The 20,120-nt window shown below is 69.6% G+C and carries 20 protein-coding genes; 12 read left to right on the forward strand and 8 right to left on the reverse strand.

The genetic code is table 11. From position 1 onward, the window contains the following. Nucleotides 1-20: 20 nt before the first annotated feature. The gene (locus tag HNR23_RS10020; RefSeq protein ID WP_184075254.1) at nt 21-566 is read right to left on the reverse strand and encodes a carboxymuconolactone decarboxylase family protein; all 546 of its coding nucleotides are present in this window, start codon (nt 564-566) and stop codon (nt 21-23) included. 206 nt (nt 567-772) lie between these two features. Between HNR23_RS10020 and HNR23_RS10025 the strand changes: the two genes are divergently transcribed. Further along, nucleotides 773-1,129, forward strand: coding sequence for a zinc ribbon domain-containing protein (locus HNR23_RS10025; RefSeq protein ID WP_184075256.1), 357 nt, complete (start codon nt 773-775; stop codon nt 1,127-1,129). Between the two features lie 38 nt (nt 1,130-1,167). On the opposite strand, the gene HNR23_RS10030 is transcribed toward HNR23_RS10025, so the two are convergent. Next, a complete protein-coding gene (locus HNR23_RS10030; protein ID WP_184075258.1) occupies nt 1,168-1,902 on the reverse strand; it encodes a flavodoxin family protein in 735 nt (244 codons plus the stop codon). A gap of 191 nt (nt 1,903-2,093) precedes the next feature. Here HNR23_RS10030 and HNR23_RS10035 point away from each other — a divergent pair, with 191 nt between their 5' ends. After that, nucleotides 2,094-3,401: a bifunctional alpha/beta hydrolase/OsmC family protein gene (locus tag HNR23_RS10035; protein ID WP_184075259.1), complete on the forward strand. Its 1,308-nt coding sequence runs from the start codon at nt 2,094-2,096 to the stop codon at nt 3,399-3,401. 34 nt (nt 3,402-3,435) lie between these two features. On the opposite strand, the gene merA is transcribed toward HNR23_RS10035, so the two are convergent. Continuing rightward, nucleotides 3,436-4,866 (reverse strand): mercury(II) reductase, encoded by a 1,431-nt coding sequence (gene merA / locus HNR23_RS10040; protein ID WP_184075261.1) that lies wholly within the window; start codon nt 4,864-4,866, stop codon nt 3,436-3,438. A gap of 307 nt (nt 4,867-5,173) precedes the next feature. On the opposite strand from merA, the gene HNR23_RS10045 reads away from it, so the two are divergent. From HNR23_RS10045 to HNR23_RS10060, 4 genes are all read left to right on the forward strand, one after another. After that, nucleotides 5,174-5,557 carry a hypothetical protein gene (locus HNR23_RS10045; protein ID WP_184075262.1) on the forward strand — a complete coding sequence of 128 codons (384 nt, stop codon included), beginning with the start codon at nt 5,174-5,176 and terminating at the stop codon, nt 5,555-5,557. 490 nt (nt 5,558-6,047) lie between these two features. Then, a complete protein-coding gene (locus HNR23_RS10050; protein ID WP_184075264.1) occupies nt 6,048-6,242 on the forward strand; it encodes a hypothetical protein in 195 nt (64 codons plus the stop codon). A gap of 82 nt (nt 6,243-6,324) precedes the next feature. After that, a complete protein-coding gene (locus HNR23_RS10055; RefSeq protein ID WP_343070504.1) occupies nt 6,325-7,269 on the forward strand; it encodes a TrmH family RNA methyltransferase in 945 nt (314 codons plus the stop codon). 1,040 nt (nt 7,270-8,309) lie between these two features. Continuing rightward, nucleotides 8,310-9,680 carry a dicarboxylate/amino acid:cation symporter gene (locus HNR23_RS10060; RefSeq protein ID WP_184075266.1) on the forward strand — a complete coding sequence of 457 codons (1,371 nt, stop codon included), beginning with the start codon at nt 8,310-8,312 and terminating at the stop codon, nt 9,678-9,680. Nucleotides 9,681-9,782: 102 nt separating this feature from the next. On the opposite strand, the gene HNR23_RS10065 is transcribed toward HNR23_RS10060, so the two are convergent. After that, complete coding sequence (locus HNR23_RS10065; RefSeq protein ID WP_184075268.1) at nt 9,783-12,053, reverse strand: terpene synthase family protein; 2,271 nt, start codon at nt 12,051-12,053, stop codon at nt 9,783-9,785. A gap of 458 nt (nt 12,054-12,511) precedes the next feature. On the opposite strand from HNR23_RS10065, the gene HNR23_RS10070 reads away from it, so the two are divergent. Continuing rightward, the gene (locus HNR23_RS10070) at nt 12,512-13,099 is read left to right on the forward strand and encodes a hypothetical protein (RefSeq protein WP_184075270.1); all 588 of its coding nucleotides are present in this window, start codon (nt 12,512-12,514) and stop codon (nt 13,097-13,099) included. Between the two features lie 138 nt (nt 13,100-13,237). Here the strand turns inward: HNR23_RS10070 and HNR23_RS10075 are convergent, their stop codons facing one another. Then, nucleotides 13,238-13,834: an ATP-binding protein gene (locus HNR23_RS10075; RefSeq protein WP_184075272.1), complete on the reverse strand. Its 597-nt coding sequence runs from the start codon at nt 13,832-13,834 to the stop codon at nt 13,238-13,240. Nucleotides 13,835-14,080: 246 nt separating this feature from the next. Between HNR23_RS10075 and HNR23_RS10080 the strand changes: the two genes are divergently transcribed. From HNR23_RS10080 to HNR23_RS10090, 3 genes are all read left to right on the forward strand, one after another. Further along, nucleotides 14,081-14,887, forward strand: a complete 807-nt coding sequence (locus HNR23_RS10080; protein WP_184075274.1) for a helix-turn-helix domain-containing protein — start codon at nt 14,081-14,083, stop codon at nt 14,885-14,887. Then, nucleotides 14,884-15,066 carry a DUF397 domain-containing protein gene (locus HNR23_RS10085; RefSeq protein ID WP_184075276.1) on the forward strand — a complete coding sequence of 61 codons (183 nt, stop codon included), beginning with the start codon at nt 14,884-14,886 and terminating at the stop codon, nt 15,064-15,066. Before HNR23_RS10080 ends, HNR23_RS10085 begins: the two co-directional genes overlap by 4 nt. Before the next feature lie 958 nt (nt 15,067-16,024). Further along, nucleotides 16,025-16,573 (forward strand): isochorismatase family protein, encoded by a 549-nt coding sequence (locus HNR23_RS10090; RefSeq protein WP_184075278.1) that lies wholly within the window; start codon nt 16,025-16,027, stop codon nt 16,571-16,573. Here the strand turns inward: HNR23_RS10090 and HNR23_RS10095 are convergent. The 3 genes from HNR23_RS10095 to HNR23_RS10105 form a co-directional block, all read right to left on the reverse strand. Next, nucleotides 16,568-16,786 carry a hypothetical protein gene (locus HNR23_RS10095; RefSeq protein WP_184075279.1) on the reverse strand — a complete coding sequence of 73 codons (219 nt, stop codon included), beginning with the start codon at nt 16,784-16,786 and terminating at the stop codon, nt 16,568-16,570. The genes HNR23_RS10090 and HNR23_RS10095 overlap by 6 nt on opposite strands. Nucleotides 16,787-16,856: 70 nt before the next feature. Then, complete coding sequence (locus HNR23_RS10100; RefSeq protein ID WP_343070505.1) at nt 16,857-17,408, reverse strand: NUDIX hydrolase; 552 nt, start codon at nt 17,406-17,408, stop codon at nt 16,857-16,859. 58 nt (nt 17,409-17,466) lie between these two features. After that, on the reverse strand, nt 17,467-18,177 hold the full coding sequence (locus tag HNR23_RS10105; protein ID WP_184075281.1) for a phosphotransferase: 711 nt from the start codon (nt 18,175-18,177) through the stop codon (nt 17,467-17,469). 897 nt (nt 18,178-19,074) lie between these two features. On the opposite strand from HNR23_RS10105, the gene HNR23_RS10110 reads away from it, so the two are divergent. Continuing rightward, a complete protein-coding gene (locus HNR23_RS10110) occupies nt 19,075-19,284 on the forward strand; it encodes a hypothetical protein (protein WP_184075283.1) in 210 nt (69 codons plus the stop codon). Then, the gene (locus tag HNR23_RS10115) at nt 19,281-20,009 is read left to right on the forward strand and encodes a hypothetical protein (RefSeq protein WP_184075285.1); all 729 of its coding nucleotides are present in this window, start codon (nt 19,281-19,283) and stop codon (nt 20,007-20,009) included. The genes HNR23_RS10110 and HNR23_RS10115 overlap by 4 nt, the downstream gene beginning before the upstream one ends. Nucleotides 20,010-20,120 lie beyond the last annotated feature (111 nt).

The raw sequence follows: 20,120 nt of genomic DNA on the forward strand, positions 1-20,120 counted from the left end.
CTCCCCCGCTGCCCCCGCGCTCAGACCAGGCCGGGCGCCCTGGGCACGTCCAGCTCGGTCTCGGCGTAGTGGTTGAAGTAGTTGGTGAACACGTTGACCATGACGTGGGTGTAGAGCTCGGCCAGCTCGGCGTCGCTCCACTCCGCCTGTCGTGCGGCGTCCCAGGTCGCGTCGGCCACCTCGCCCTTGTCGGCGGCGATCTCGCGGGCCACGGCCAGCAGCGCGCCCAGGCGCGGGTCGGCGGTGAACGATCCCGAGCGGATGTCCACGGTCTCCTCCAGGCTCCACCCAGCGGCCCTCCCTGCGGCGGTGTGCGCGGACTGGCAGTAGCCGCAGTGGTTGGTAGCGCCCACGGCCAGTGCGATCGCCTCGCGTGTGCGGGCGTCGAAGCCGCCGTGCTCGGCGATGGCCCGCTGCATCCCGTCGTAGGCGGCGAGGACGACGGGGGCGTGCGCCATCTCGCCGTGGATGTTGAGCACCGTGCCGAGCTGCTTCTCCAGCCCGCGCAGCGTCTCGCGGGCCTCCTCGGGTGCGCTGTCGATGGTGTGCACAGGGATACGCGGCATCGTCCTCAGCTCTTTCGCCTCGTCGTCATCGCGGAGCGGCCCGGCCCCGGCGGGGCCGTGTCCCGGCCGTCACCGGCTCCCCTGGACTAACTTCCCGCGCCCGCCGCCGCGTACCCGAACTGTCAGCGAGGTGTCCCTCTCAACCCGCCGCGCAGGCGCTTGGGAATCGCGCCCTGTGTTCCGGAGCCGGTCGCTACCATCGCCTCATGGAAGGCCGTCCTGACCCGCACTACATCCTCACCGTGCCGCCCGAGGTTCGGCCGGTGATCCTCGGTGACCTGGAATGGCTGGCGACGAAGGTCTACCAGGAAGAGGCGCCCCTGCTGGACATGCTCGCCGTGAAACTCAGGTCCGGTGGCGGGGAGATGCGGCTGACACAGCGGGAGGCGCAGCTCATCACGGCACCCGTCCTGTGGGGCGTGCACCGTGACGCCTATGCGAACTACATGGAAGAGTTCGAGGCCGTCCGCTCGAAGCACCGCAGGCCGCGCATCTGCGGCGGCTGTGGAGCCGAGAACCCCGACTACAACCAGTACTGCGTGTCCTGCGGCAGAAAGCTCTGACGGCGGAGCGGGGAGACCCGGCGGACCGCCCCCGCCGACTACCGGTAGTCGGGGTTGTCGAAGCCCGCGTGGCAGCCGGCCTCCCAGGCCGAGCGCTGGTTGCCGTAGGCGGGGATGCCGCCGGAGCGGCGCAGCATGGCGGCCACGTGCATGAGGTTGTAGGTCATGAACGTGGTGTTGCGGTTGGTGAAGTCGTTGTCCGGGCCGCCGGATCCGGGGTCCAGGTAGGAGGGGCCGGGTCCGGCCTCGCCGATCCACCCGGCGTCGGCCTGCGGCGGGATCGTGTAGCCCAGGTGCTGGAGGCTGTAGAGGACGTTCATCGCGCAGTGCTTGACGCCGTCCTCGTTGCCGGTGATCAGGCACCCGCCGACCCGCCCGTAGTAGGCGTACTGCCCGGCGTCGTTGAGCAGGTGCGAGCAGCCGTAGAGGCGTTCGATGACCCGCTTCATCACCGAGCTGTTGTCGCCGAGCCAGATAGGGCCGGCCAGCACGAGGATGTCGGCGGCCAGCACCCACTCGTAGATGCGCGGCCACTCGTCGCCGGGCCAGCCGTGCTCGGCCATGTCGGGGTACACCCCGGTGGCGATGTCGTGGTCGACGGCGCGCAGGTGCAGCACCTCGACCCCCGAGCGGTGCATGAGGTCGGCACTGCGGTCGATCAGCCCCCGGGTGTGGCTCAGGTCCGGCGAACGCTTGAGCGTGCAGTTGATGAACAGCGCGCGCAGGCCATCGAACCTCGGCGGCCGATCGTCACCCGCGACCTGTCCGTTCATGGCTCCCCCGTCCTGTCCTGCGTCATCCTGTCAGCGTCTCGCCCGGAAATCGACGATCCGGGCGCGCGGTGTCGGATAACCTGCGCGCCGAATTCGACCGCAGGTCGCGGATGGTGTCGCAAGTGTCAGCAGAATGACGATCTGGTGTGGCGTGCGGCGCATGTCCCATACGCGAGTGCCAGGATGTTCCCATGGCCAGCGAAAGCAAGACGAGCAACAGCAGACGTTGGGAATTCCCCGGGTCCCAGGGGGCGCCACTGGCGGCGCTGCTGGACCTCCCGGAATCGGCACCGCGCGCCTACGCCCTCTTCGCGCACTGCTTCACCTGCAGCAAGGAGGTGTTCGCCGCCGCCCGCATCTCGCGGGCGCTGACCCGCTTCGGGATCGCGGTGCTGCGCTTCGACTTCACCGGGCTGGGGCAGTCCGGCGGAGATTTCGGCAATACCGATTTCAGCTCCAACATCGCCGACCTCGTGCACGCGGCCGACCGGCTGCGGTCCGAGTTCGCCGCACCCAGCCTGCTCATCGGGCACTCCCTGGGCGGCGCCGCGGTGCTGGCCGCCGCCCACCGGATCCCGGAGGTGCGGGCCGTGGCCACCATCGGCGCCCCCGCCGACCCCGAGCACGTCACCCGGCACCTCGCCGACGCCCGGGAGGAGATCGAGCAGGCGGGCGAGGCCGAGGTGGTGCTGGGCGGGCGGACGTTCCGCATCCGGCGGCAGTTCCTCGACGACATCGCCGCCCAGCCCCAGGCCGACCGCATCCGGCGGCTGGGCACCGCGCTGCTGGTGATGCACTCCCCCACCGACCAGACGGTCGGAGTGGAGAACGCCCGGCGCATCTTCGACACGGCCAAGCACCCCAAGTCCTTCGTCGCGCTCGACGGCGCCGACCACCTGCTGACCGAGCGCGCGGACTCGGAGTTCGCCGCGACGGTCCTCGCGGCGTGGGCGGGCCGCTACATCTTCGCGCCGGAGACCGGCCGCGCGGAGCCGGCCCCGGAAGAGGCACCGGCCGACGAGGGGGTCGTCACGGTCGCCGAGAACGGGACCGGTCCCTACGGGCAGCAGGTCACCGCCGGCCGCCACGTGCTCGGCGCCGACGAACCCCAACCGGTCGGCGCCGACTCCGGCCCCTCTCCCTACGACCTGCTGCTGGCGGGACTGGGCGCGTGCACGTCGATGACGGTGCGGATGTACGCCCAGCGCAAGCAGTGGCCGCTGGAGAAGGTCACGGTGGCGCTGCGGCACTCGCGCATCCATGCCGAGGACTGCGCGGACTGCGAGACCCGGGAGGGCAAGGTCGACCGGATCGAACGCGTGGTCCGCTTCGACGGTGACCTCGACGCCGTTCAGCGGCGGCGGCTGCTGGAGATCGCCGACAAGTGCCCGGTGCACCGCACCCTCACCACCGAGACCGTCATCGCCACCACCCTGGAGGGGGACACCGGAGAGGGCACCGAGGCCACCGAGGCCACCGAGGCCACCGCCCCGCAGTGACGCGGCGGTCCGCACCGTCTCCCGGCCTCCCCCCTCAGGAGGCGCAGCAGGACAGCCCGGTGACGTCGCGGGTGAAGGCCTGCGCGGCCAGCCGCAGGGCCTCGGCCATGGTGAGGTAGGGCGACCACAGCTCGGCCATGTCGCCGACGGTCATCCGGTGGTGCAGGGCGTGGACGGCGGTCGCGATGACGTCGCCCGCGCCCTCGCCGGCCATGTGCGCGCCGAGCAGGCGCCCGCTCCCGCGCTCGGCGACGAGCTTGACCAGGCCCCGGGTGTCGCGGTCGACCTGCGCCCGGGGCACGTGCTCCAGCGGAAGCACCCGGGACTCGGCGTCCAGCCCCTCCTCGCGGGCCTGGGCTGCGGTGAGCCCGACCGCCGCGAGCGCGGGTGCGGTGAACACCACGCGCGGCAGGGTCCGGTGGTCGACGGACCGGTGGGCCGCGCCGAAGGCGTTGTCCACCGCGAGCCTGCCGTGGGCTGCGGCGACGTAGACGAACTGCGGGTGGCCGGTCACATCCCCGGCCGCCCAGACGCGGGGGTGGTCGGTACGCAGCCGGGTGTCGACCGTGACCTCGCCGCGGGAACCCGTGCGCACGCCGACGCCGCCGAGTCCGAGCCCGGCGGTGGCGGGGCGGCGGCCGGTGGCGATGAGGATGCGGTCGGCGCGGAGCGGGCGGTGGTACCCGGAGGCGTCGGCGATGTCGGCGGTGACCTGCCCGCTCTGTCGGCGTACCGAGGACACTCGGGCTCCGGTGTGCACGGTGAGGCCTTCACCGGTCAGGGCCTGTTCCAGCGCGGCGGAGACCTCGGGCTCCTCGAAGGGTGCCACGCGCTCCATGGTCTCCACGAGAGTGACGGCGGTGCCGAGCCGCGCGAACAGCTGGCCCAGCTCCAGGCCGATGGAGTTGGCGCCGACGACCAGAAGTGACGCGGGCAGCTCATCGAGTTCCAGAGCGGTGGTCGAGGTCAGGTAGCCGGTGGCGGCGAGCCCGCCGATCGGTGGTGTCCACGGCACAGACCCGGTCGCGATGAGGTAGTGCTCGGCCTCGATCCGCCGGGGTCCGCTGCCCTGCCCGCCGTCTCCGGCCGGGCCGACGGTCAGGGCCGGCCCCTCGGAGAAGCGGGCCGTTCCGGTCAGGATCTCCCAGCCGTGTTCGGCGGCCGAATCCAGGTACTTGGCGGTGCGCATCGCCCCTACCAGCGCGTCCTTCCCACGCACCAGCTCGGCGAAGTCCAGGCGCGGTGGTCCGCCCCGGAGACCGGGGAATCGCCCGGCGGAACGGGCGGTGTGGTGCGCGTGCGCTGCGGCCAACAGGGCCTTGGACGGCACACAGCCCGTGTTGACGCACGTGCCGCCGATGGTGCCGCGCTCGATCATCACCACCGACCGGCCCTGTCGGCGTGCGGCGATGGCCGCCGCGAATCCCGCGCTTCCCGAGCCCACGATCGCCAGGTCGTAGCGCATGGCGGCACCTCCGGCGATGGATCTATTCGCGCATCCGAATTCAACATGCCGCACGCGCGACGCCCTGCGCAAGGCGACCCCGGCGCCTCCGCAAGCCACCGGAAGCGAGGCCCCCACTGGGCTTGACTGAAAAACGTTATTGAATCAGACCGAAATTTGTCCTTCAGGGACGCATGAGAACTGCGGTCACTAGGCTGACCTTTAACGCAAGCTTCCCCATACGTCACCAATTCTTGACATATCGGCACATCAGCCACATGCATCACGTGTCGACATCGAGATACCGCGGAGCATCGGGGGGGACATCATGAAGGGAACACTGGGCAAGGCGGCAGCGGCCATCGCAGCATCCGCCGCTCTGACCGGCGCGATGATGGTGGGTGCCGCTCCGGCCGCGGCCGCGACGTCCACGACCGCGGCCGGCAGCTCGACAGCGAGCCACTACGGCTACACGGTGAAGTGCCACAAGCACCATCACGGCCACGGGCATCACCCGGGCCACCACCACGGCCACCACCACCCGCGCGGCGGGCACTCGCACTACCACTGCCACGTGTACTTCCACGGCAAGGGCCACGGACACGGACACGGACACGGCAAGGGCCACCAGCACGGCTCCACGAACGTCAACGTGGTCATCGGAGGAGGCGGCATCGGACTGGGCGGCGGCCTGATCACCATCAGCGGATGACATCGCCGACCCAGGTGCGTCGGACCACCCGGGTCCGGCGCACTCTCGTGCCCGCCCCGGCACTCGGCGGCCCGACGGCCGGGGCGGGCGGCCCGCGGCACTCCCCGGCCTCCGGTCGGTGTTCGCCGCCGGGGCCACCGAGCGGCGGCGGACAAAGTTCCGACCAACGGCACCCGCCGAGAGACCGGAGGCACGGCCCGCACCCTGCACCGCAGCGCCCTTGGGCGATGGCGGCGGCGACTCCGGCGGAGCATGCCGATCGGGATCTCCGCCGACGACGGCCGGAACCGGCGCGGCAGCGGGGCTCCGGGGCATTCACGACCGACAGCGCCGGCGAACTTACCGTCTTCTTAGCTTCCTTGGTAGAAGCGGACATTCTGGACATGTCAGGGTGTGAACTATGCGCATCACATAGCCGAGGACCCCGGCCGTACCGGACCACCGAGGGGGAGCCATGAAAGGCGCGGCAGGCAGGACGTTGGCGGCACTGGTGGCAGTGATCGCACTGGCGGGCGCGATGGCGTTGAGCACGGCTCCGGCCGCCGCGTCGACGTCACCGTCGGCGACGGCATCGGCGTCCACCACAGCGGAGACGTACGGACACGGCTACGGCAAGGGCAAAGGCAAGGGGGGCGGCGGGCAGAGCTTCTGCTTCCTGGTGCTGATCTGCATCATCTACCGCTGAGGCGGATGCGCCGCCGCGGCACGCGCGGCGGGTGGCGATGCATCACCACAGTGGCGCGGCGTCCGGCTGCTAGCTTGGGGCCGTGCCGGACAGACACCGCAGAAGCGGACCACAGCGGGCGGAGCGCCCCACACCCAGCAGATCACCGAAGAAGCGCGCGGACGGGCCGTCCACGCGCGACGGGCAGCGCTCCGGCCGCACCCTGTCGGTCACCACGCGCAACGCGCTCTTCCAGCAGTGGGAGGCGATGCTGACCAACCGCAACAAGCGGCAGCGCCTCGGCCAGTTCCTGATCCAGGGGGTCCGGCCCATCACCCTGGCCGTCGACCACGGATGGCCTCTGCACCACCTGCTCTACCCCGCCGACCGGCGGCTCTCCGACTGGGCGCGGCGCATGATCGGCGACAGCGGCGCCCCCGCGGTCCGGGTCGACCCCGACCTCCTCGCCGAACTCGGCGAGCGCGGCTCGGGCACACCCGAGCTCATCGCCGTCGGCGGGCTCCGGGACGACGCCTACGACCGCCTGGCGGTGGGCACGGACTTCCTCGGGGTCGCCTTCGACCGCCCGGGTTTCCCGGGAAACATCGGCACGCTCGTGCGCTCGGCCGACGCGTTCGGCGCCAACGGCGTGATCGTGACCGGCCACGCCGCCGACGTCTACGACCCCAAGTCCGTCCGCGCCAGCACGGGATCGCTGTTCGCCGTCCCGGTGATCCGGCGGCCGTCCCCCGCCGACGTACTCGACTGGGTCCGCGCGCAGCGCGACCGCGGTGTGCCGATCCGCGTCGTGGGGACCGACGAGGGCGGGGCGACCACCGTCACCGCCTGCGACCTCGCGACCCCCACGCTGCTGGTCATCGGCAACGAGACCACGGGGATGGCCGCCGGGTGGCGCGAGGTGTGCGACGAGGTCGTCAACATCCCCATCGGCGGCGCCGCAAGCTCACTCAACGCGGCCTCCGCCGCAACGCTGCTGCTCTACGAAGCCGCGCGGCAACGCGGTTTCCCCGCGGGAATTCCGCGGTGATCGCGGAATTCCGGATCGGGTCTGAGCGATCCTCGCCCGTCGTCCGCTAACGCCAACGGGTGTCGCATATGCGCTGACCGCCACCCCTCTTACACGCCTGTATGGTCAGATCCTTGGTCACCCGATGGGGCGACCTCCAACTCGCCGCAAGCGTTACAGGGGAACGGCGTCCCTTAGTGTTCTCGATATTCAGCGTGGTGGTCTGCCAGCTCCACCGGCTCGTGCGCCACCGGTATCGAATGCGGAACTCGGCATATTTCCCGTCCGCCCTGGTATCACTCACCGAGCCCGCCAGCCACACGCGCCCCCAACCGCCCTGGAGTCGGTCATCCCAGCAGATTCGCGCCCTGGCTGTGGCACCACCACCCTTGGCGGTACTCGAAGCGGTCCGACATCTTTGAGCCGCCTCTGCAGTGGCCGCGCCTCGGGTCGTTTGCAGGGGTTGCTCGGGGCTATCGGTCAGCAGGCCAACCTCCGCCGGGACACTCGCCCCGGCACCCGACACGCCAAGAAGGCCGAAGGTCAGACCGAGACCGGTGACGACGACGGCACTGCGGAAGACCAGGGAACGTCGGGTCGACATGATTCTCCCTCCATTGTCCCCCCGGATTCCTTCTCGATATCAACGCGACCACAGGAGACAGGCGGCAGAAAGCCGCTCTTCGCGGGTGCACCTCAACCGCTTGGTAGATGACGCTACCCATCCAGGAAAATGTTCGCGACCCCCCGAAACTGGCCACGTCCGGACACCGAGGATCCAGAAATTCTTACCCAACAGAAAGTGAAAATCGGACGTTATTGCAGGACACCCCATGACCTCATGGGGAATTCGTCGGACGCACGACAATGCACGAAATCTCTTCTCCACCCCCGCCCCCCGGCGCTCCACTCCGCCGCCCCGCCCCGCGCCCAGAACACGATTCGGCATCGCTGCTCCAGGCGTGACCTGCGATGCTGCAGTGATCGGAGGGTGACGGTGGTCCGGGCACTGCCTCCGGTCCGGTCCAATGGTCAGTGCGCTAACACGACAAAGGAGGACAATGTCCACACAGACGTCGAGCAGGTCGTCCGGATCGGGCAGGTCGCTCTGGCGGCGCTACCTCGACTTCCCCCTGATCTGGAAGCTGGCGATCGGGCTGGTCGCCGGTGCCGTGGCGGGACTGGCCATCGGTGAACCCATCACCGTCATCGCCCCACTGGGCGAGCTCTTCCTGCGCCTGCTGAAGATGCTGGTGATGCCCCTGATCATCGTCACCCTCATCGCGGGCGTCTCGTCGGTCACCCCCTCGGCCCTGGGCCGCATCGGGTTCAAGGCGTTCGTGTTCTACCTGGCCACGTCGGCCTTCGCGATCACCATCGGGCTCGGGCTCGCCCTGTCGGTCGCACCGGGCACCGGACTGTCCATGCCGGGCGACGAGGTGGAGGGCGCCACCCCGCCGCCGGTGTCGGAAACGCTCCTCAACATCGTCCCGGAGAACCCCTTCGAGGCCCTGGTCGACGGCAACGTCCTCGCGGTCATGTTCGCCGCGATCGTCGCGGGCCTGGCGCTGACCTTCATGCGCGGCAGCGACGACGACCGGGTCCGCGAACTCGGCGACTTCCTGCGCCGCGGTGTCGACGGCGCCGTGGAACTGGTCTTCCTCGTGATCAAGGGTGTCCTGCAGTACGCGCCGATCGGCGTCTTCGCCCTGATCGCCGTGGTCATGGGCGAGACCGGGGTCGACTCGATCGTCCCGCTCGCCAAGCTCACCGGCGTGGTCTACGGCGGCATCCTGCTGCAGATCCTCGTCTACACCGCCATCATGCTGCTGTTCCGCATCGGGATCCGCCGCTTCTACGCCGCGGCCAAGGACCCGATGCTCACCGGCTTCGTCACCCGCTCCAGCAGCGGCACCCTCCCCGTGTCCTCCCGGGCCGCGGAGAAACTCGGCGTGCGAGAGGGCGTCTACAGCTTCACGCTGCCCCTCGGCGCGACCGTCAACATGGACGGGACCGCGATCTACGTCGGTGCGGCGACCGTCTTCGTCGCCAACATCTCCGGGGTGGAGCTCACCCTGACGCAGCTGGCGACGGTGGTCCTGGTCGGAGTCCTGGCGTCCATCGGCACGGCGGGCGTGCCGGGCGCCGGGCTCATCATGCTGACCATGACCGTCTCCCAGACCGGCCTGTCCATGGCCCCCGTCGCCCTGGTAGCGGGCATCGACGCGCTGCTGGACATGGCCCGCACCGCCTGCAACGTCACCGGTGACCTCGTTGCCACCCGCATCATCGCCCAGACGGAGCCCGGCATGCTGCGCGACCCCGACGCGCCCGAGCCGCACGACGCGGCGCACGCGCTCGACGGCACCGGCACCCCGCCCGACGGAGGCAGGGGCGGCGACGGGGGCGGCTCGACCGCTGCGGCCACCTAGCGCCTCACCCCGCGTGCCGAACGGCCGACGCCCTCCGCGGTGCGTGTCCGGCTCCCCGGTGCGGAACCGGACACGCACCGCCGTCCCCCAGCCGACAGCGCCTCAGCCGGCCAGTCGGTCGCCCAGCACCTCGGCGATGCGGGCCGCCGACGTCCCCAGCCCGCTCGGCCCGTGCGGTATCGGCGGCTTCGGCGCCGCGTGCGCCGCCTCGGGAACGCCGTGCCTGCGCCCCAGGTACTCCGCCTTGTACCGGTCCACGGCCCGGTGCCACTCCAAGATGCCGGACATCCACTCCTTGAGCCCGGCGGCGTGCCCGTCGAGTGCGCCCCGGGCCGCCGTGTCGAGCTCCAACTCCGCGCAGAGGCGGGGCAGGTCGTTGTCGATCACGTGCTGGAACTGCTCGACCCGCGAAGCCATCAGGCCGACGACGACGTCACGGGCGGTCAGGCGGTCCACGTCCAGGAAGTTCTGCACCACCAGGACCAGGTTGTGCACCTCCCCTTCGTACTGGATCTCCTTCTGGTAGGAGTGCAGGTCGTTGACGATGGTCGCGACGTCCTGGGCCGATGTCTCCAGCTCGTGGATCACCCGGGTCCGGTACACCTCGGGGCCGACCACGTCGTCGTGGGCGAAGCGGGACAGGGCGATCGTCAGGTCGGAGCCGAAGGTGCTGCGGCGCATCTCCACGTAGTCGACCGGGTCGGGGACCCGGTTGGCGGCCTGGTTCTCCACCTCCCACACCCAGCTCGCGGTCATCGACCGGACCGCATCCCGCAGGCGTTCCCGCTGGGCGAGCGTCATCGGTGTCGCCGTGCGCGTCCACAGGTCGGCCAGACCGCGCTCCAGCGGGTCGGCCGGTGCGGGCGTGGGTCCCAGGTTCACCGGCATGAAGTGGGCCAGGCGCTCGTGGCACAGCCTGGCGGCTTTCACATCGCGCGCCACGCCGAACACCAGCGGGAAGTAGTCGTCACCGTAGGTGCCCCAGCCCAGCCAGTCGGTGGACAGGTCGAGCTGGTCGGGCTCGGCGTCCGCGTGGATCATCGCCGCGCAGTAGGCGAGGTCGCTCGCGTCGTAGTGCTCCGGGGTCCAGACCCCGCCCACTTCCACACCGGGCAGCGAGTCGAAGAAGCCCACCCGGCGCGCCCACTCCAGGCCATGGCGGCGTGAAGCGTCCAGGTGCGGGCTGATCCGGATCGGGTAGGGCATCGGCAGTTCGGGCAGCGGCAGATGGCCGACCGGCTCGAACAGCGGCTGGGTGTGCTGGCGCGTGCGGCGGGCGAGACCGGGGCCGAACGCGAGCATCGGCATCCGGGCGGTGGAAGTGCCCAACCCCGTCGGGGCGAAGGGAATCGACGGCTGCCGGACCGCGCCCCCGTTCATGTACCGGCTGGACCGCGCGTGCCATTCGTGTCCGCCGGACTGCCAGTCCTGCAGGCCCTTGACGTAGGCGGCGACGCGGGCGGCGTCGTCGGGGGTGGCCGCCCTGTCGGCGAACAGCACGGGAACCTCGTCCAGCGCGGTGGTCTCGAACTGCACCAGGCGCGAGGTCAGCAGGTCGTTGACCTTGTCGGCGGCCTCCTGGGTGGTGCAGCCGAAGAAGTGCTCGAAGACCAGCACGGCGTTGGAGTTCTCGCCCTCCTCGCGCACTTCGCGCTGGTAGGAGAACAGGTCGTTGCGCAGGTGGACGGCGTCGGCGAAGGTGTCGGTCAGCACGCACAGCGGCCGGGTGCCGATCAGGTGTCCGGGCAGCTCCGCCCCGGCCGCCACCTCCACCAGGTTCGCCGACCAGGGGGCGCCGCCGACCTTGCGGCGCATCTGGATGTACTCGACGGGGTTGGCGATGCGCCCCCGCTCGATGTTGTCCAGCTCCCACATCGACTCGATCATCAGGTTGTAGGTGCTGCGCTTGAAGCGGCGCCGCCACTCGCCCGACATCATCGGGACGGTGCGCCGCCAGAGGTCGTCGAGGGCGGCCTCCGCGGCGTTCTCCGGTTCGGGGGCCCGGTCCTCTGATCCCTCGTCGGTCATGAACAGTTCCAGGCGGGCCAGGTAGGCGCGGGCGCCGTCCATGTCGCGGGTGTACTTGAACCGGGCGAGGAAGTCGTCGTCGAAGAAGAACACCCACACGTACCAGTCGGTGATCAGGTCCAGCATGGGACCGTCGCAGTCCGGGTGGATGTAGGCGCACATCAGCGCGTAGTCCATCGCGGCGAGGGCTTCCTCGTCCCACACCGTGCCGCCCTGGGGCGAGGGGGCGTCGAGGATGCCGATGTCACGGGACCACCGCATGGTGTGCGTGCGTGAACGTTCGACGTGGGGATTCAGACGCGCCGGGTAGGGGAGGTAGAAGTCGGGCAGTACGAAGGCGTCCATACCTACCTGTTCTCTTGTCGGCTGACCGGCACCGCGGAACGGCGTGGCGCGCCTCAGAAGCATAGGTATGGCTTTCGGATCATCGCATCACTTTTCCCGGAACTCCCCGGAACACATCCTTTTCGTGGGCATCGGCCCGCTTTATCCACCCCTTTCCGGAGGTCCGCAGTTCGGGCCGACTACCGGCCCGATACCCACCCGGTACGGCCGCCGGAATAGTCTTCCCTGGCCTCGACGCCACAGCTTCGTGGCAGCGTCGGGAATGGGTGCATCCGCATGGAAAGCGCATCGTCGTACCCATGGCGAGTTTGTGCGGTCGACGCACCCTTGCGGGCGACACATGCCGGAACGAGCGCATCTATCCTCCCTGCCACCATCACACGGAGCAGGCCATACGCGAACGCCGGATGAGGAAGAGGAAACGGAAACGGCGATCCCCTCCGCCTCGTCCCCAACTGGTGTGGCGTGATCCGGCGCGAAGGGGCCGCCTTCGGCTCCGGCCGTTCGCCGACCGGGAACCCGCCATCCACCAGGGGCCGCCTCCCGAGCTCGCGGAGCTGGCCGAACGGGAGTGGGACGCGGAACGCCGGAACGCGATCGAGGCCTTCGCCGCGTTCGTCTCCGACCGCACCTGGCGCCACATCACAGCGCAGCGCGCGAACCCTGACTGCCGCCCCCTGGAGCTGTGTGCCCGCGCGTGCGAACAGCCGGAGCCGCCGATCGACCTGGCACGGCGGCTCTCGCTCGCCAAGCCCGCCGCCGACCTGGGCATCAACCGCGACGTGGAGCGGATGATCCGCGCGGTCGGCAAGGGCAAGGAGGACACCGCCGCCGGCCTCTTCCTGGACGACCCCGAGCGCCACCTGGCCGAGCTGGCGCTCGCGCTGCGGCTCATCGGTGTGCACGCGTGCTGGGCCCATGGACGGCTGGGCGGCTGCCCCTGCCTGGCCGGTCTGGCACGCGACGGCGGACTTCCCACTGCCGCCCGGATCACCGCCCTGGTCTCCGGATTCGCCCTGCCGCACCCCCTGCGCCGCACCGGATGAGGCTCGGCGGGCCACCCGCCGACACCGACAGGACCTCCCGACCCCGCCGCCGAGAGGAGCGGGGCCGGGAGGTCCGTTTTCCCCTCCCCCCGATCCCTTCCTCTTCGTGCCGGGCGAGGAGGAAGGGGGATCGCGGTGCTACCGGGCCACTTCGGCCCACACGGTGGTGCTCTGCCGCTGCGGTCCGGGCACGACACCCCACCGCTGCGAGGACGCCTCCACCAGGGCGAGTCCCCGCCCGTGGACACGGTCGGGGTCCGCCTGGCACGGGCGGGGAAGGGTGCCCGGAACCAGCGGCCCCTCGTCGGTGACCTCGATCAGGATCGCCCCGGGCCGACGGGTCAGGGCGATGTCGACGTCGCCGCCGGCCCCGGAGCGCGAATGCCGGAGCGCGTTGGTGACCAGCTCGCTCACGACCAGCTCGGCCTCGTCGGCCCGACCACCGATCCCGGCCCCGGCCTCGCGCACCCACTGCCGCGCCCGCCGCACGGACGCCGGTTCACCGGGGAACGCCCGGCTCCGCGGCTGCCCGCGCCGAGGGAGAAGGGGGTCGTCGAGGAACGCCGCGACGGCGGTGAGGTGATCGAAGCCGATGAGGTGCCCGCTGCTGGAGTTGCGGAGCGTGTACCGGTACCCGCCGGTGGTGCTGTGCCGGTGGAGGTCATAGCCGAGCGCCATGGCGTCCGCTTCGACCGCAGCGAACCCTCCCGCCCGCTCAGGGGTCTCGGTGGCCATCACAGGTCACCCCTCCCCCGATAGATGTGCTCATGGGTGGATTGGGCACTGTTAGGATCTTGCATGTTCTCGCCTGCCTTACTCAGGTGGGAGCCACGCCTCGGGGCCAATTGGGTGGCCGCCGAGGCTTTCTTCATGCGCTAACTACGATGCCTCCACAGGCTCTGACCTGCCATAGAAGCCACATAGAAAACAATTTCCGTTGATCTCGTGGCGAACTGTGGAGACGTGGTGTACGCAAGTGGCATGAACCCTGAGGTAAATCCCGCATGGGTAAGGTTCGGCGTTGAGGTCAAGAAGCTGCGCTCCAAGGCCGGACTTACACAGGTCCAGATCCACAGCAGGACTGGCATCTCCGCCTCTATGCTGTCCGCCATCGAAAACGCGACACGCGCCCCAAAACGGAATCACGCGGAGCTACTGGACAAAGCTCTCTCCACACATGGCGCACTCGTCAGGCTCTGGCTCGACATCAACGACAGCGTGAACGTGCCCGATTGGTGGCGGAACATCGGGGTCATGGAACGCAACGCTGTGGAGATCCGTGAATACCAGATGACGTTCGTTCCTGGCTTGATCCAGACGGACGCCTATATTCGAACCGCGATGCGCCAGGCTCGCCGCTGGGACTCCGCCGACGTCATCGAGCGCGATGTCGAAGCGCGCACATCGCGCCTCGACAAGCTCCGCGAAGACGTGTTCCTGTGGTTCGTCGTAGACGAGTACGCCTTCACGCGCGTTGTCGGGGACGAGCAGATCATGCGAGCCCAACTGAGCCGAGTGCTCGACCTCATTGCCCAAGGGAGGATCCAAGTGCAGGTCATCACGCAGCCCAGGCCGCTCCACCCCGGTATGAGCGGACCCTTGCGCGTCCTCGACTTCCAAGATCGCAGCCCCGTAGCCCTTGTGGAGCACCTGGTGGGCGAAGAGGTCATAGATTCCCCGCAGACCGTCAGGCAATGCCGCAGCCTGTTCGGGGCGCTGCAGGCCGAGGCTCTCTCGCTTTCGGACTCTGCGAGGATGCTTGAGAAGCTCAGAGAGGATTACGGATGACTGAATTGCGGTGGCACACATCCAGCTACAGCGGTGGAAGCACAGGCACCTGCGTCGAGGTAGCCGAGGGTCTGATGACCGCCGTGCGCGACACCCAACACCGCCACCATGGCCACCTGGAGTTCCCCAGCACCGAGTGGACGAAGTTCCTCACCTCGGTGAAGGACCGACAGCTATAGCAGCCGACTTCCAACGGAGACTCCGCCCCAAGCCCCGTGTGGAGTCTCCAGTCGTCCTTCGGCGGAATTTGTCAAGGTCAGGCACCTTCTCCCCGACGACTGACCCACTGACAGGAAGAACCATCTCCGTTACAGTCCCGACATGCACTTTCACGGGTACTACTGGCGTGGTCCGCAGCTCCGCAGGCGTACCGAAGTGGAAAATTCCCACCCCAACAACCCGGGGTTCTTGACGTCCGATATTCCGCCGCTGAAGATCTGCCATTGGATGCGGCGAGGCCCCGCATCTGTGCAGGGGACCTGGGACAAGGCCATCGACGGTGTGGCATGGATGATCGAATGCCATGACCGTGTAGCCCATCTCGTTGTCGATCCATCACCCTGGAGGCCTGACCACGCGCTTCGGGTATCGACCAGGATCCAGTTGGAGGCCGGTCGGGATGCATGCTGGAACTACGGACTCGCCGAGGGCGACCAGATGTTCACTGCCCTTGTCTGCTGTCCCAACCGCTGGGAGGCTCTGGAGTGCCCGGTCACAGTGCGTCCAAGCGGGGGGACTCGATGATGTCGAACGGGTCTGTACGAGTTTTCAGACGGTGATTCCCGGCGGCAACAACAGGTGGTCTAGATGTGGTGGCCCGTCCAGTTAGGCGATGCGTGAAGGATCGTGGTGGCGGCCGGTGCCCACGCATATCCGGCACTCCTCGGTGGCCTGCTGCCACCCGATGGCGCCTGACTCCTCCCGCACGGGCTTCTCCGCAGTCCACCCTCCGGTTCCCCGGCAGTGGGCACAGGGCTCGAACGGTCCGGCGCAGAATGGGCACTCGGTCAGAGCACACTGGCGGTACAGGGGAACCATGGGTCTTGACTACCAGATGGCAGTGTGGACGACACTCCTTCCCCTTATTTCTTTCGGGCCACAAGATCACCGGGTTAGGGAAAGGGAAGGCGAGTTACGGTGCAGCCGAATACGCGTGACGTCCTTGTCGTCATCGACATGCAGAACGGGTTCATCCGTCCCGCATCCGCTCACATCGTGCCGGAAGTCGTGGGCCTGGTCCGCGACTGGGCGGCGGCCGGGGGCGCGGTCCTGTTCACCCGTTACCTCAACTACCCCGGCAGCCCCTACACCCGCATCCTCGACTGGCACAAGCTCCAGGCCTCACCCGAGACAGACATCATCCCCGAGCTGGCCCCGCTGCTGCCCTCCGGTGTGGTGCTGAACAAGACCGTCTACTCCCTGTTCACCGAGGACGGCGGAGACCTCGTCAAGGAGCACGGCTGGCAGCACCTCTACTTCTGCGGCATCGACACCGAAAGCTGCGTCACCCAGAGCGCCATCGGTGCCTTCGAGCGCGGGCTCACCCCCTACGTCATCACCGACGCCAGCGCCTCACACGACCACGACGACCTCCACCGCGCCGCACTCCTCCTACTCGCCAAGAACATCGGCGCCCACCAACTGCTCACCCGCACTGACCTCGCCCTCCCCCACGCACACCTATAACCCAGCACACCGCGGCGACACCCCGGGGATGTGGGTCGGCAGGTCGAGGATGGTGACCTGGCCGAGCAGACGGCCTGCGAAGGTCGTGCAGGAGCGCACCCAGGGGATCGTCGAAACCGAGCCGTCCTCGACGGGAATGCCGACCACCGCCCACACCGCCCCGGGGAAGCCGTCCCGCTGGACCCAGTCGGGCCAGGAGCCGGGCGATTCCATCACCCGTGCTGTCCATCCACTGACCTCCCCCGTGGTTTCGAACCGGCGAAGTGCCGCGGCACACGTGCTGTCACCGCCAGGAGAACGTTATGTCGGTCATCGGCGGGGCCAGAGTGCGATCCGGGCGGCTCACCGGTGTCTCCAGCCCCGCGATCTGCCCGCCCACAGCGGGAAACAGGGCGAGGTCACCCACGGTGCGGTAGTCCCGCCACTCCACCCGCCCGGTGTCGCCCCGGCCGTTCGGGGCGGCGTCGTGCTCCTCCTCGGCCAGCCGCCCCCGCGCCTCCTCGCCGATATGCAGCCGGTAGACCAGGTGCAGCTTGCGGGGCGGCGGGGTGGGTCCGGGGCGCGCGACCATCTGGTCTTGGACCCACAGCAACTCCGGGGGGCCGTCCCAGGACGCGGCCTCCAGGCGCAGCTCCTCGGACAGCTCGCGTGCCAGCGCCCCTTCCAGGGGTTCGCCGGGTTCGACTTTGCCGCCCGGCAGCGTGTACAGGGCACCGGCGGGCCGGTCGCGGCGAATCACGCACACCCGCTCGCCGCAGAACAGGGCGGCGCCGACGCGGATCCGCACGGTGGAGAACGCCGGTGCGCCGGTGGTGCCGGTGGAGGGGTCGTGCACGGTGTCGACCTTCCGCTGGGGGTGGGTGGCCGCCGGTGGGGCATCGGGCGGGCCGCGGTCAGGGGGTGTCGTAGCCGTGGTGGCGGGCGACGAGCTTCCAGGTGTCGTGGTTGCTGTCCCACAGCAGCGCGTGGTCCCAGCCGGGCAGGTAGAGCCCGGCCCATTCCCAGTCGAGCATCATGACCATGGAGCCGTCGATGTGGATGTTGGCGGGCAGGGCGTCGCCGTGGGCCACCACCCACACCCCCTGGACCTCGGCCAGGGCGGTGTAGATGAGGGTGAGGCGCCGCACGTCCTCCTGTGTCAGCAGCCCGTACCCGGCGGGGCCGTAGCGGGTGAACCTCTGCGGGTAGCCGAACACCGGGGTGAACGCTTCTGTTGGCGGGGACCAGGCGGCCACCGCATCGGCCGCGCCGACCACCGCGGCTGAGGATCGCGGGGGCAGGGGTGCGGCGGGGTGGCGCTCGGTGGCCGCCGGGCGGCCGCTCATGTGCTGGAGGATGAGGATGCCCGCCTCAGTATCGGCAGCGAGCAGGCGCGGCGCGCCCACCGGCGGCGGGTGGTCGGCGGCCACCTCGTAGGCGCGGGTCTCGGCCGCGAACCGCCGGCGCCACATCTGGGCGTGATCGGTCAGCAGTTTCGCCACAGCGGGCGCGCCGTCGTAGTCACCGGCCACGAGCAGAGCCTTACCGGTGTCGGCCACCATCCCGGCGGGGGTGAAGTGGAGGAAGCGGTCCAGCCGGGCCGCCACCGCGTCGTCCAAGGGCATCCAGCCCGTCTCCTCTCCTGCGCTGTCGCGCGCCCAGGGGCAGCGATCCGGGCACGTCCTGCGCTTTTCCTGGCCGGTGCACCTGCGCGACCACCGGCCACGCCGTGCATGGTGCAGAAGATGCGGCTAGCGGGCGCGTTTCGCCTTGGAGGTCGGCGAGCGGCACGCCTGCGGCCGTCGTCATGCTGTCAGGTCGCCGCCCCGGATGGGCGTCGGATCAGTGCGCTGACGACCTCGCGCTCCCCCACGTACACGCATGAGCCGGGACGCCTGGGCGGCATGACTGTGCGGTGGGCCGACGCAGAGAACGCGCTCCCGGCCGGGTGTACCCGGGCGGGAGCGCGCCTTGTGAAGCTCGGCCGTACCGTGCCGGTCGGGGTCTCCTCACTCCCGGCCGGCCGCGTGAGATCCAGGCCTGTCCAATGCATCCACCGTGGGTTGCGGCAAGCGCCTTAACCGCTATCTGTCAATCCGGAAAGAATCCGTCATTCCTTCCGAACCTGTCAGGATCCTACTTTCCCTGATCAACACTCTCAAAATCCCCTGAACAACCCCGAGCAAAGGAGGACACACAAAAACATCGGCAAACATTTCTGAACACGACCGAACGGGACCGGCAAGCCCGCGTACACAGGGGAAACGACGCACGCGGAAAACCTCATGAGACTCATCAGGGATGCTGTCCGACAATCAGGCAAATATGGGGCTCGACAGCCGGGAGCATTCCTGTAAATTCACCTCACGGCCAACCGCTCGCGCTCGTGGCGCGCCGTCTCCTCTCGACTTCACTGGCGCCGCCGCAATGAGCAACCGCATTTCCGAGCGCTATCGGTTCGATCCAGGCCGCGCCGGCACCCCGGCACCGCCGGGGTCTCCCCCGTAAGCGAAGGAAGCTCGATGTTCCTGAGAATCAGCGGTAATCGCCCCCGGACCCGTCGCCCGCAGGCCCTGCGGCCCCTGGTGCTGTTCGTCATCGTGGTCATGGTGGCCTTGGGCCTGTCGGTCGGAGGCGAGGGCATCGCCACCGCCCTGCTGATCAGCCTCGGCGCGCTCGCGCTCACCGCCGACCTCACGCCGCGCCTGGCACCTGCGGAGGGGGTCGGATGAGCATTCGCGACCTGCTGGAGCCGACCGGCCCCCAGCGCCCCCTGCGGCCGCAGCGCCCGTCCACCGTCTACCAGATCGCGCCCGACGCCCACCCGCGCCGGATCCACCGCTCCCCCGACGGGACGCTGATGGGCGAGGTGCCGGTCGTGCCCGTTGCTCCCGACGACCGGGATCCCCGGGAGCAACGCGATGCCCGAGAACCACGCGATGCCCGCGACCGGCGGAGCCGGCGGGCCCCGCAACCGCGCCGCACACCGCCGCGTGCGGCCGCGGACGACACCGGCGACGACCGGGCGGATCCGTCGGTCCGGCGGCAGCGGGCCATGGCGGTGCGCGACGTCGAGGGCTTCGACCTGCGCCCCGACCCCTTGGAGGCGGCCACGCCCGCCGAGTTCGTCGAGGCGATGCGGCGCTACCGGAGGTGGGCGGGCAACCCGTCGTACCGCACGATGGCCACGAACTGCGGCTACACGTGCTCGTCCGCCGCCTTCCACGCGGTTCTGAAGGGGGAGGGGCTGCCGAAGTTCACCCAGCTCAACGCCTTCGTCATCGCGTGCGGCGGCGACGAGTCCGAGTTCCAGCGGTGGGCCACCGCCTGGCGCAAACTCGACCAGGCACGCCAGGCCGCCGCCCAGGCGCCCGGTGGGGCGCCCTCCCGTCCCGCCGCCGGCGGCGGGACGGGTGACGGTGGCGGCGATGAGGGCGGACGGGGCTCCCGGAAGTAGCCGCGGCACCGGCGATCGCGGCATCGGCCGGTGATACCCGCACCCGTGGGTTCCCGCAGGCGTGCCACCCTGCGGGAACCCACCTCCTCAGCGGCCCCGGTCGTGCCCGGT

Origin of the sequence: Nocardiopsis mwathae (assembly GCF_014201195.1) — a bacterium.
GTDB classification, from domain to species: Bacteria; Actinomycetota; Actinomycetes; order Streptosporangiales; family Streptosporangiaceae; genus Nocardiopsis_C; species Nocardiopsis_C mwathae.